This is a genomic window from uncultured Rothia sp. (assembly GCF_937976295.1).
Classification (GTDB): domain Bacteria; phylum Actinomycetota; class Actinomycetes; order Actinomycetales; family Micrococcaceae; genus Rothia.
In genome coordinates this window covers 1-11,693 of record NZ_CALJRY010000020.1, presented here as the reverse complement: position 1 = coordinate 11,693, position 11,693 = coordinate 1, and the positions used below count along the sequence as shown (strand labels likewise).

The following is an 11,693-nucleotide window of genomic DNA, read 5'->3' as shown; positions in this document are numbered from 1 at the left end:
GCTGATAAGGCGCATGAGGGGCAGACTGATCGTAACGGCTGGCCCTATATCTCCCACCCTCGCCGTGTGGCTCTTGGCGCGCGTAAGCTTGTGTCTGAAATGGCTGCCGCAACTGACCCCGATGTGTCTTTGGAGGAGCTGAAGGCTGAAGCGCAGATTGTGGCGCTGCTGCATGACACGGTGGAGGATACCGGCGTTTCCCTCGCGTATCTGGCGCGTCATTTCTCGGCGCGTATTGTGGATGCGATTGATGCCCTGACCCGCCGCCCGGGTGAGTCGCGTGAGTCGTATCTGAGCCGGGTGCGTGTGAATGATTTGGCTCGTCTGGTGAAGCTTGCCGATATTGCGGATAATACTGACCCGCACCGTCTGGCGCTGCTGCCGGAGCCGACCCGCACGACCCTGATGATCAAGTATGAGCACTCGCTGAGGCTGCTGCACCTGAACGACTAGGTTCAAAGCTGACAATATAGAGGCCGCCCGGTATGGAATGTGTTCCATGCCGGGCGGCTTCTATAAATAATCACCTGTTGAATTTCAGCTGAAAGACTGCGTAACCAGCTTCTTCCTCAGTGAATCCTACCTCATCTGAAATCAGATGCGAATAGATTTCCTCAGGGGTGCCCTGACAGCTCTTTGCTTTTTCCAAAGCATTGGCTTTCCAGTCAGCTTTCATATTGTCTACAGTCCACTGAGCTGCTTCTGGACTGAACAGATTAGGCTCACTGGTCAACCAGTTACGCATGCCCTGTTTAGAAATTTTCTTTACAAGGGGATGGTCCTTTGCTTTCTTCAAAGCATCCTTATATTCAGCTTTTATCCATAGGTCTGTAAGAACCAGGTCATCGCTATGAGGCCTGGGGTCCGATTCAACCCAATCAACAACGGTGAAGACAGGCAACGAAAATGCAGTACCCGTAACAACACATTCGCCCTTACCCAAGGTTGGAATCACATCAAAGGATGCCCTGTCCAGCGTTGGCATTGTCCTTTCAATCATTCGCAGGTCAATCTCATTAACGAGCCGGTGAATAAAATAGTTATGAATCTGAGAAACGATTGTTGGTGATATATCTGCTGGCCGCTGGCTGGAAAGTGTCAGATAAAAGCCAAATTTTCTACCTTCCTTAATGATTTCTTCAAATATATCAAGTCGATAATCTCTCCAATAATCACCAACTTCACCTGAGCCAGCATTCAAAATATTATGCGCCTCATCAATAATCAGATGGGTAGTATTTTCTCTACTGGAATTAATTAATTTATGATTGAGATATGCAGACTTACAAAGAATTATAGGGATTACATTTTTAGTCATCCTATCAACATGCAATAGATTTACAACAGTTAATCCCGCGCGACTACTAGACAAATCCTCTGGGGCTGAACTAATCGATACGACATCAACAAGAGATGCTATTACTCCGTCAATGCGCCTAAACAGGGGTTCCAGAAAATCTTTCTGTTTAGCATTATAAAAACATGCGTAAATTTTCGAAAACTTAAGAAAATATTTCACTTTATCAAAAAATTCAAGTTGATTAAATTTTTGGTCAATCAGGCCAGCTATTTTTTCCAAAATACTTTCATTAAATATATCCACGTGACTAGTTTCATTAAAATATAATATAGAAGGATCCCAGTCTATGTAAAATATTCCCTGCTTTGAATGGAATGATATATTTTTAAGAGTCCTTTCATGCTCAGAATTATTCGTCAGATCAAAACACACATCAGCCCATTCATCAATAAAATTCTTAACGACTCCTTGGCCAGACTGAATCATTTTCCTAAAAGCGCCAACAAAGAAATTACCGTAACTTCCACCTCTGTTGCGAATATTGATATATTTAATTATCGCTCCCTTAATAAAAGGTGCCTGTGTTGCTGCTGTGGCACTAAATATATTAGAAAGTAGATCAGGATCCAAGAAATCATCCTCTAATACTTTTAGCTTATTATTGTCAGCTTCTTCTGCGCCAAGATCTATAACTTCTTTTGGCCCCTCAATGTCAATTCCAAAGGAATTATTATTCGAGTACTCGCCATTGAAATCAATAACAATAAACTTTGAATTCTCTAGCGAATATTCCCCATACTCCGATTTAAAAAGATTGAGATACAGGCGGTGCAGGGTATTTGATTTACCACTACCAGTGTTTCCAAAAACACCGATATGTGAAGCAAAAATACGATCAATCGGGATATTGACCTCCTGATCTCCTAGAAGGTCCTCGCCAATACGGAGCGAGGGAACATTCTCACCCAAGGCATACATTGCAGCATAGTCATCCTGGCTAATCCAAGATACTTTATTGCCAACCATCGGGACGTATCGCGATGTTACCTGAAAATTACCGCCCTTTACAGTACCAATACTCTTAGCCTTGATAACCCTGTTAATAGAATCCTTGGAATACCGGTTATCAAATTCCTTGCTACCAATAGAATTTTGCTGGTCAATAATTTTTTCTGAAATGACCTTTGCAATAATTCTGACATTACCCTGAAGAATGGATATAAATGAACCAACCTTAGGACCAGGAAGAACCTGCCCCTCCCATAAAATATTGGCATCGTTCACCATGTCATACATAGCCACCTCTGCAATAGCAGAATCGACAGAAATAACAATACCTATATACTTATCCATCTACTTAGCTCCAGACTTTAGAATATTCGTAACAACCTCTAGCGTTAAACCACTTTCCCGTTTTCCCATGGGCCCATCTGATTGAATATCCCCTGGCCGAATAAACTTTAGGTTTTTAATATCACTAGAACCACACTTCAGGTTTTCACAAATGGTGCCTTCAGTATTATTTGAGTAACAAAATATGTACGCATTCAGCTCTTTATTCCGCAATGCTCGTTGCATCATTTTAGCAATATGTATATCCTGAAAAGAAAATCCAATCACGAATACCACACTCTGAGGCTTATCCAGCTCCGTTTGGAAAATCCTCAACATATCATGAAAATAGTTTTTCTCAAACGTCTCTCGAGGTTCATCACCATTAGGCTTAACAATAACAGAGTCCTCAACAACCTCCGCTTTAATCTCTATCTCATCATCTGTTGTTTTTTCCCAATTAACCGAGCCATGGGGCTTAATAAGTGAAATACTGGGAATCTCATCCACAAAATTATTGAAAGGACCTCGATAAGAAACAGTTCGGTTGAAGTTTGAACTGTCTAGAACCCTCTTAAAATATCCCCGTGCCCCATCATTAATAACAAATGTATCAGTTTTAGAAACCTCATCAAGGGCATTTTCAATAAAAAGATCGTAGTTGGTTGTAAAAATATTAATATTTCGAGGATTCTGACGAGAGTTCATTCTATTCATTAAATTAATGACTTCTTGGATAAAAGAAATGTATGCTTTGGAAACATCTTGTATTTTCTCAAGAGTAGCTTCTTCAACACTTTCGTCTTTCTCAAGAATCATTTTACTTATCCTCTTGATATCTTCCGTAAGTAGCTTATTCCCCTCATTTCTGCAGTCTGAACAATACTTACCATCGCCACATTCAATTAAGTTATGATTATTCTTTTTACTTGCTTGTTGCCAATACGTATTCATCGTGCCAATCGCACCCGATGAACACCCTGAGCCAATCAGAAAATTCACATTCTTGCTGACCGCAACCTCGCGGATCTCTTCCAGAATATGCATATCCCCTCCTATGGAAATATGGTTAACAATATCCTTCTCAATATAGCTTCATCATGGTGTACGGTCAAAGCCCCTAAAACACACAAAAATACCCGCCCGGTGCCGAAGGCATACACCTTCCGCACCGGGCGGGTACTTTACTTACGAGTCAGGAGCTTAGATGTTGAAGCCCAGCGCACGCATCATATCGCGGCCGTCCTCAGTAATACGCTCCGGGCCCCACGGCGGCATCCAAACCCAGTTCACACGCCAAGAATCAACCAGGTTATCCAGGTTAGCCTGAACCTGCTCCTCAATAACCTCCTGCAGCGGGCACGCTGCGGTGGTCAGAGTCAGGTCCAGAATGAGGGTTCCATCCTCATCCCAGCGCAGACCGTAGAGCAGACCGAGGTCAACAATATTGACGCCGAGCTCCGGGTCAATGACCTCCTTGAGTGCTTCCTCAATCTCTTCCTGAGGAACACGACTCTGCAAAGTCTCAGTCATAGTCCTATCTTTCTGTCAAAATCCGGTCAGGATAGAAGCTTACTTCTTACCCACGTAAGCTACGTAGCCCTCTTCTTCCAGGCGGTCAGCCAGCTCGGGGCCGCCCTGGTCAACCATCTTGCCGTCCACGAACACGTGCACGAACTGCGGCTTGATGTAGCGCAGGATGCGGGTGTAGTGGGTAATCAGCATGACGCCCATGTCGTTCTCGTCGTGCGCACGGTTCACGCCCTCAGACACGATCTTCAGCGCGTCAACGTCCAGACCGGAGTCGGTCTCGTCCAGGATGCCGAACTTGGGCTTGAGCAGCTCCAGCTGAAGAATCTCGTGGCGCTTCTTCTCACCACCGGAGAAGCCCTCGTTCACGTTACGTGTGATGAAGTCGGGGTCAATCTCCAGGTTCTTCATGGCTTCCTTAACGTCCTTGGTCCAGGTACGCAGGGAGGGAGCCTTACCGTCCACAGCGGTCTTAGCGGAACGCAGGAAGTTGGACATGGTCACACCGGGAATCTCAACCGGGTACTGCATCGCCAGGAACAGGCCTGCGCGTGCACGCTCGTCCACGCTCATCTCGGTGATGTCCTCACCGTCGAGCAGGATCTGACCGGAGTCAACCTGGTACTTGGGGTGGCCAGCAATGGTGGAAGCCAGAGTGGACTTACCGGAACCGTTCGGGCCCATGATTGCGTGAATCTCGCCCGAGTTGATGGTCAGGTTAACGCCCTTCAGGATGGGCTTGGTGGTTTCGTCGTCGAGGATAACCGAGACGTGAAGGTCCTTGATTTCAAGGGTAGACATTGATTTCTCCTGGTAAAGCTTAGTTGTTGCTGAGGGCGAGCTCTGCCTCAAGGGCCTCGGTGAGCTGCTCTTCAAGTTCGGGAACACGAATCTGCTGAATGATCTCGTTCAGGAAGCCGCGCACGACCAGACGGCGTGCCTCAGCCTCCGGAATACCGCGAGCCTGCAGGTACCACAGGTGCTGCTCATCGAGCTGGCCGGTGGTGGATGCGTGGCCGGCGCCCTCAATCAGGCCGGTCTCAATCTCCAGGTTCGGCACGGAGTCGGCGCGGGGGCCAACCTCCAGCAGCAGGTTACGGTTCAGCTCGTAGGTGTCGGTGCCTTCCGCATCCTTACCAATCAGAACGTCACCAACCCATACGGAGTGCGCACCCTTACCCTGCAGCGCACCCTTGTAGGTCACGCGGGACTTGCAGTTGGGTACGGAGTGGTCCACGAACAGGCGGGACTCAATGTGCTGGCCAGCGTCTACGAAGTACAGGCCGTACATTTCAGTCTCAGCACCGGGAGCGGTGAACTTGGTGGAGGGGGTCACGCGCACCAGGTCGCCGCCGAGGGACACCACAACGTGCTTGAAGCGTGCGTTGCGGCCCAGCTTAGCGTAGTGTGCGGAGGCATGGATTGCGTCGTCAGCCCACTGCTGCACGGAAACAACGTTCAGCTCAGCCTCGTCGTTCACCACGAACTCAACGTTCTGTGCCAGGACGGTGGAGCCGGTGTGGCGCAGAACCACGACAGCCTTCGAGAAAGGCTTAGCCTCAACCACGATGTGCTGCGCGGCAGCCTCGTTGCCGGTGCCGGTGATGTCGATTTCCACGTGCTCAGCCAGTTCAGCTTCGGCGGGGATGGTCACCACGGTTGCTTCGGTGAAGCTGGACCACGCGTTCGCTGCCACACGGTCCTCGGGGATACCCGCGGAGCCGATGCGTGCATCCTCACGGGAGACGGTCTCAACCTGAACCTGCTCGGGTGCAGTAATCTGCGGTGCCGGTGCGGTGCCGGTCAGCTTCTCCAGGTGCAGACCGCCCAGACGCTTCAGCGGGGTGAAGCGCCAGTCCTCTTCACGACCGGTCAGGGATGCGAAGTCCTCCACGTTGTAGGAGGTCTTACGCTCTGCACGGGATGCTTCGAGTACCTTCTGGACGTTGTTCGGGTTGGAGCCCTGGTGGTGTGCCTCGGTGGCACGGTACAGGGTGTCATCGTGGGCGAACTCGGTGGCGAGCTTCTCGCCCTCCTGGTCCATGCCGGGGATGATCGGGGAGTGGTAACCCAGGGTTTCTTCGTTGGTCGGCATTAGCCCACAGATCCTTCCATCTGAAGTTCGATCAGGCGGTTCAGTTCGAGTGCGTACTCCATCGGCAGCTCGCGGGCGATAGGCTCAACGAAGCCGCGGACGATCATCGCCATTGCTTCTTCTTCGCTCAGGCCGCGCTGCATCAGGTAGAACAGCTGGTCCTCGGAGACGCGGGAAACGGTCGCCTCGTGACCCATGGTCACATCGTCCTCGCGGACATCCACGTAGGGGTAGGTGTCGGAGCGGGAGATGGTGTCCACCAGCAGTGCGTCACAGACCACGGAGGACTTGGAGTGCTTAGCGCCCTCACGAACCTGAACCAGGCCGCGGTATGCGCTGCGGCCGCCGTTACGTGCCACGGACTTGGACACGATGGTCGAGGAGGTGTTCGGTGCAATGTGAACCATCTTCGAGCCGGTGTCCTGGTGCTGACCCTCACCCGCGAATGCGATGGACAGGGTCTCACCCTTAGCGTGCTCGCCGACCATGTAAACAGCCGGGTACTTCTGGGTGACCTTGGAGCCGATGTTGCCGTCCACCCATTCCATGGTGGCGCCCTCGTGCGCAACCGCACGCTTGGTCACCAGGTTGTAGACGTTGTTCGACCAGTTCTGGATGGTGGTGTAGCGAACACGTGCGTTCTTCTTCAGCACAATCTCAACCACTGCGGAGTGCAGGGAGTCGGACTTGTAGATGGGGGCGGTGCAGCCCTCAATGTAGTGAACGTAGGAGCCTTCGTCCGCGATGATCAGGGTGCGTTCGAACTGGCCCATGTTCTCGGTGTTAATGCGGAAGTACGCCTGCAGCGGGATCTCCACGTGAACTCCCGGGGGAACGTACACGAAGGAGCCACCGGACCATACGGCGGTGTTCAGTGCGGAGAACTTGTTGTCACCAATCGGGATGATGGAGCCGAAGTATTCCTTGAACAGTTCGGGGTATTCGCGCAGACCGGTGTCGGTGTCGACGAAGATCACGCCCTGCTTCTCCAGGTCCTCGCGGATCTGGTGGTACACGACCTCAGACTCGTACTGTGCAGCCACACCCGCGACGAGGGAGTTACGCTCCGCCTCGGGGATGCCCAGACGCTCGTAGGTGGTGCGGATGTCCTCGGGCAGTTCCTCCCAAGAAGCCGCCTGACCCTCGGTCGAGCGCACGAAGTACTTGATGTTGTCGAAGTCGATTTCGGAAAGATCCGCACCCCAGGTGGGCATGGGCTTACGCTCGAAGAACTTCAGCGCCTTCAGACGCATGTCCAGCATCCACTGGGGTTCGTTCTTCTTTGCAGAGATGTCGCGCACGACGTTCTCGTCCAGGCCGCGCTTTGCTACCTGGCCTGCTTCGTCGGAGTCTGCCCAACCGTACTCGTAGTTGCCAATGCCCTCGAGTTCGGGGTTCATCTCCAGGATCTCTGAAATGACGGTGTCGTTGGCGTTCTGCCCAACTTTCTCAGTCATTACGGCCTTTCTTCGATGGTTATTACATTTCTTGCCGCCACCTGCCGGTTGCAGGCGCGGTAGTTGAGGGGGCTGATGCCGCGCTCAACCACAGTGCATGATGCGGTGCACGCGGTGCGGTTGCGGGCGGGTTCCAGCGTGCGGGTCACACCCTTGAGGAGCTCATCGGGGTGTGCCGCTGGGTACTGCGGTAATCGTGTACTGCGGTGATTGTTACGCGGAAGATTTCTCCGAAGGTTTCTCTATGGATTCTTCTGCGTTCTTCTCACTCTCGGCGGTAACGCGGTTCAGGGGCACGTGCGTGGTACACACATGAGCACCCGAAGCCATGGTTGAAAGCCTACGGACATCAACGCCGAGCAGATCAGAAATAATCCCGGTTTCCTGCTCGCAGAACACTTGGAAGTCTCCAGCGAGGTCGCGTACCGGGCAGTGACCCTGACAGAGCTGAATACTTGCCAGGAAATGCTCGGGAACAGTTCGTCCTGCAGGAGGCGCGGTGACCTGAGCGGTCGCCACAAAACCGTCCTTGCTCATTGCCTCTGCGAGCGCCTGCGCTCGGGCTGCCACATCGTCACCGGCGGCTTCTACGACGGGTCGGTAGCGGGCTTCCATTTCTGCGGCGCGGGCGGAGGCGAAAGCTTCGAGGGCTTCCTGGCCGACCGTGTCGCGGAGCATTTGCAGGGCTTCGCGGGCGATGATGAGGTAGTCGTTACCGAGGCGTTCGTGGCCCTGGGGGGCGATCACGTAGCGGCGGGCGGGTCGTCCAGCTCCGGCGCCGTGCTTTTTGATGGGCGCGACCTCGATCATGTTGTTGGATTCGAGGGCGTCGAGGTGGCGGCGTACCGCTGCGGGGGTGAGGCTGAGGAGCTCACCGAGGGTTGCGGCGGATACGGGGCCGTTGTTGAGGACTTCGCGCAGGACGCGGTCCCTGGTGCGTTCTTCTGCCTCGGCTTTGCGCTTGGATGTGCGTGCCGCGGAGGACTTTGTACTGGAAGCACCAGTAGAGCCCGAGGCGGCGGTTCGGGTGCCGTTTCGGGTCTGCGCCTCGTTCGTTGAGGCGCGCTGAGGGGTCTTATTCACGGAATACACAAATAAATTATGTCCTAATTAGTTTTTCCTTGGCTAGTTAGGTGCCCCTACTTGATAACTTTTCTACCTTAAGGTGAACTTTTGAGTCGTAACAGACGTGCCTTAAACGTGAGTTAGGGCATAAGATGAAGGGGGCACACACGCTCATTCATCGAAAAAATCGAAAGTGACTGTCTATGGAGACCACCACCGCGGGCCAGCAGGACCAGCCGGGGCGTGCATCCGCCGCACCAGCGGCACACGCTGAGCGCTACACGGAGCCGAGCGCCTCCCCTACCGCGCGACGACGCATCGTCGCCGAAGAACCTGCGCTCAGCATTAAAGACCTCATCAAAGAGTTCAAACCCTCACGCGCCTTCCGCACCAAATACCCCGAACGGCTCACCGCCAGCGGGCTCTACCGCGCCGTCAACAAGGTCAACCTGCGCGTCTTCCCCGGTGAGGTGGTCGTCCTGCTCGGAGCCAACGGTGCCGGCAAAACCACGACCCTCGCCTGCGCGCAGGGTCTACTCAAACCCACCCGCGGTACCGTGCGCCTGCTCGGAGAAAACCCGCTACAGGCGGACTCGGAGCTGCGCGCCAAGGTCGGCATTATGCTCCAGGACGGCGGCCTACCCAACGCCATGCACCCCATCCCGCTGCTGGAACACATCTCCACCATGTACACCGACCCGTACCCGGTCGAAGAGCTCGCAGAACGCCTCGGTATTGATGCCTTCAACGGCACCACGATTCGCCGCCTCTCGGGTGGTCAGAAGCAGCGCGTCTCCCTGGCTGCCGCTCTCATCGGCCGCCCGGACGTGCTTTTCCTCGACGAGCCCTCCGCGGGTCTGGATCCGCAATCCCGCAACGTCGTCTTCGATATCATTCGTGAACAGCGTGAACTCGGCACCGCCATTGTGCTCACCACGCACCTGATTGATGATGCGCAGAAGCTCGCCGACTACGTGTACATCATTGAAAACGGCACCACGGTTCAGGAAGGTACCGTCTCCGAGCTCATCGCCAGCGACGGCACGAACCGCCTGCAGTACAGCCTGAACGCACCCACCCCCACCCGTGAGCAGCTACTGCCCGCGCATCTGCGTGCCGGCGTGGAGCTCATCGAGAAGGTGCCCTACACCCCGGCGCATGACGGCGCCCCTGCCGTGCCCGGCGAGTATGAGCTGGTCGGCGCGCTACGCCCCGAGCACCTGGCGGCGTTCACCGCGGCACTCGCCGAGCGTTACCTCATGCCGATTTCTCTCACCATGGAACCGAAGACCCTTGAGGATGTCTTCCTCGACATTTCAGGACGTGATATCCGATGAGCAACACCGCACGCACCAACAACCGGGCTGTAGAAAACGCTGCCGAAAACGCTGTAAAAAACCCGGCAGAAGAGAACCGAGCAGACGAGAACCGAGCGGAAGGGACCCGAATGGAAGAACGCCCCGCGAACACCCGTCCCAAGGTCTCCTCTATTGATGAAGACGAGGAGTACATTCCCCCGCGCGCGAACTACCCGCTCGTGCGCGTCATTGAGCAGGGCCGTTACGAAACCATGGCGATGCTACGCAACGGCGAGCAGCTGATGCTGAACATTATTTTTCCCGTCATGGCGCTCATTGCCCTGCGGTTCACCGGCCTGATTGATGAGTACGCGAACTCGGTCGGGGTATCCCGCATGGATGCGGCGGTCCCCGGCGTTCTGGCGCTCTGCGTGATTTCTACGGCGCTGTCCGGTCAGGGCATTGCCACCGGTTTTGATCGCCGCTACGGCGTGCTGCGGTTCCTGGCGACCACTCCCCTGGGCCGTAACGGCCTGATTATGGGCAAGTGCATTGCGGTGCTGGTGGTCGTGGCGATTCAGTTCACGCTGGTGGCGGTGCTCGGGTACGGCCTGGGGTGGCGCCCGGACGCTATCGCCGTCTCGCGCTCCATCATCACGATGGTCATGGGTGCCGGCGCGTTTACGGCGCTGGGGCTGCTCATTGCCGGTACGGTCCGCGCGGAGGCGACCCTCGCCATCGTGAATATCGCCTGGGTGATTCTTGCCGGTGCCGGCGGCGTGGTGTTCCCGCTGAAGTCCTTCCCCGACTGGTACGCCGGAATCGTGGCGTGGTCGCCCTCGGCAGCTCTGGGCGATGCGCTGCGCGGCAACTTCATTCAGCATCAGTGGCTTGCCGAACCGCACTGGGTCATCATCGTGTGGACCGTGGTCATTGGCTTTATTGCCTCGCGCAAGTTCAAGTGGTCCGACTAGCAGTGACCTAGCTAAAAGCAACCAGCTAAAGGCAACTCAACTAAAAGCGACCTGACTAGAGGCGACCTGATTACCCCTGACAGTCGCAGCCACAGGTAAAAAAGGCACAGGCAAAAAGGCACAGGTTAAGCCGCAGGTTAAAAAGGCGGGCGCCGGATATGTTCCGACATATCCGGCGCCCATTCATATAACACAAACCTTTAGCCTCAACCGCACACAGAATGTACGGTCTGAGACTAAAAGATAGCGCCCTCCTCCAGAACCTTTTATCTCACCACCACAGTAAGATAATCGACGGTTCTTACGCGGAGGAGGGGCTTCAATCACCGAGATGCAGACCGACCCAACCACTGTTTCGGTCTGCAACCTTCCTGCTCAACCTTAACATGAGCTTCACCACTTACACAAAAATTGTTACATTACTGAACAATATTCAGCCACAAGCTCAGCAATACCGCCCAAAAGTACCCACTCCACGCCCGAAGAGACCAGCCCGCGCCCGGAAAGACCAGTCAGCAGAGGCATAACAGCCCGTATCACCCTGTGAATGTCTGCATTCACACACCGGATACTGCCGCCCGGTGAACTATCCTGTTAAAACGAAAGGGTCGAAACAAACCTCCAGGCTCCCCGCACCTACCG

10 protein-coding genes are annotated in these 11,693 nt (G+C 53.9%); 3 read left to right on the top strand and 7 right to left on the bottom strand.

Annotated elements, in window-relative coordinates; translation table 11 throughout:
- Positions 1-453: HD domain-containing protein (locus Q0216_RS00535; RefSeq protein ID WP_298592022.1), on the top strand; the 453-nt coding region annotated here is incomplete at its 5' end.
- 70 nt (positions 454-523) lie between these two features.
- Here the strand turns inward: Q0216_RS00535 and Q0216_RS00530 are convergent.
- From Q0216_RS00530 to Q0216_RS00500, 7 genes are all read right to left on the bottom strand, one after another.
- Positions 524-2,653 (bottom strand): Ltp family lipoprotein, encoded by a 2,130-nt coding sequence (locus tag Q0216_RS00530; protein ID WP_298592019.1) that lies wholly within the window; start codon positions 2,651-2,653, stop codon positions 524-526.
- Complete coding sequence (locus Q0216_RS00525; RefSeq protein WP_298592016.1) at positions 2,654-3,679, bottom strand: SIR2 family protein; 1,026 nt, start codon at positions 3,677-3,679, stop codon at positions 2,654-2,656.
- Between the two features lie 156 nt (positions 3,680-3,835).
- Positions 3,836-4,165, bottom strand: coding sequence for a metal-sulfur cluster assembly factor (locus Q0216_RS00520; RefSeq protein ID WP_298592014.1), 330 nt, complete (start codon positions 4,163-4,165; stop codon positions 3,836-3,838).
- 39 nt (positions 4,166-4,204) lie between these two features.
- Complete coding sequence (gene sufC / locus Q0216_RS00515; RefSeq protein WP_298592012.1) at positions 4,205-4,963, bottom strand: Fe-S cluster assembly ATPase SufC; 759 nt, start codon at positions 4,961-4,963, stop codon at positions 4,205-4,207.
- A 19-nt stretch (positions 4,964-4,982) separates the two neighbouring features.
- The gene (gene sufD, locus Q0216_RS00510; RefSeq protein WP_298592009.1) at positions 4,983-6,257 is read right to left on the bottom strand and encodes a Fe-S cluster assembly protein SufD; all 1,275 of its coding nucleotides are present in this window, start codon (positions 6,255-6,257) and stop codon (positions 4,983-4,985) included.
- A complete protein-coding gene (gene sufB / locus Q0216_RS00505; RefSeq protein WP_005506110.1) occupies positions 6,257-7,714 on the bottom strand; it encodes a Fe-S cluster assembly protein SufB in 1,458 nt (485 codons plus the stop codon). The genes sufD and sufB overlap by 1 nt, the downstream gene beginning before the upstream one ends.
- A gap of 213 nt (positions 7,715-7,927) precedes the next feature.
- Positions 7,928-8,806 (bottom strand): metalloregulator ArsR/SmtB family transcription factor, encoded by an 879-nt coding sequence (locus Q0216_RS00500; protein WP_298592005.1) that lies wholly within the window; start codon positions 8,804-8,806, stop codon positions 7,928-7,930.
- Between the two features lie 176 nt (positions 8,807-8,982).
- Here Q0216_RS00500 and Q0216_RS00495 point away from each other — a divergent pair, with 176 nt between their 5' ends.
- Together Q0216_RS00495 and Q0216_RS00490 are read left to right on the top strand one after the other, a co-directional pair.
- Positions 8,983-10,116: an ABC transporter ATP-binding protein gene (locus Q0216_RS00495; protein ID WP_298592001.1), complete on the top strand. Its 1,134-nt coding sequence runs from the start codon at positions 8,983-8,985 to the stop codon at positions 10,114-10,116.
- A gap of 110 nt (positions 10,117-10,226) precedes the next feature.
- A complete protein-coding gene (locus Q0216_RS00490; protein WP_298591999.1) occupies positions 10,227-11,051 on the top strand; it encodes an ABC transporter permease in 825 nt (274 codons plus the stop codon).
- Positions 11,052-11,693: the final 642 nt, after the last annotated feature.

Coding starts and splice junctions, on each gene's coding strand:
- Q0216_RS00530 (WP_298592019.1), bottom strand. CDS start 2,653: ATGGATAAGTATATAGGTATTGTTATTTCTGTCGATTCTGCTATTGCA.
- Q0216_RS00525 (WP_298592016.1), bottom strand. CDS start 3,679: ATGCATATTCTGGAAGAGATCCGCGAGGTTGCGGTCAGCAAGAATGTG.
- Q0216_RS00520 (WP_298592014.1), bottom strand. CDS start 4,165: ATGACTGAGACTTTGCAGAGTCGTGTTCCTCAGGAAGAGATTGAGGAA.
- sufC (WP_298592012.1), bottom strand. CDS start 4,963: ATGTCTACCCTTGAAATCAAGGACCTTCACGTCTCGGTTATCCTCGAC.
- sufD (WP_298592009.1), bottom strand. CDS start 6,257: ATGCCGACCAACGAAGAAACCCTGGGTTACCACTCCCCGATCATCCCC.
- sufB (WP_005506110.1), bottom strand. CDS start 7,714: ATGACTGAGAAAGTTGGGCAGAACGCCAACGACACCGTCATTTCAGAG.
- Q0216_RS00495 (WP_298592001.1), top strand. CDS start 8,983: ATGGAGACCACCACCGCGGGCCAGCAGGACCAGCCGGGGCGTGCATCC.
- Q0216_RS00490 (WP_298591999.1), top strand. CDS start 10,227: ATGGAAGAACGCCCCGCGAACACCCGTCCCAAGGTCTCCTCTATTGAT.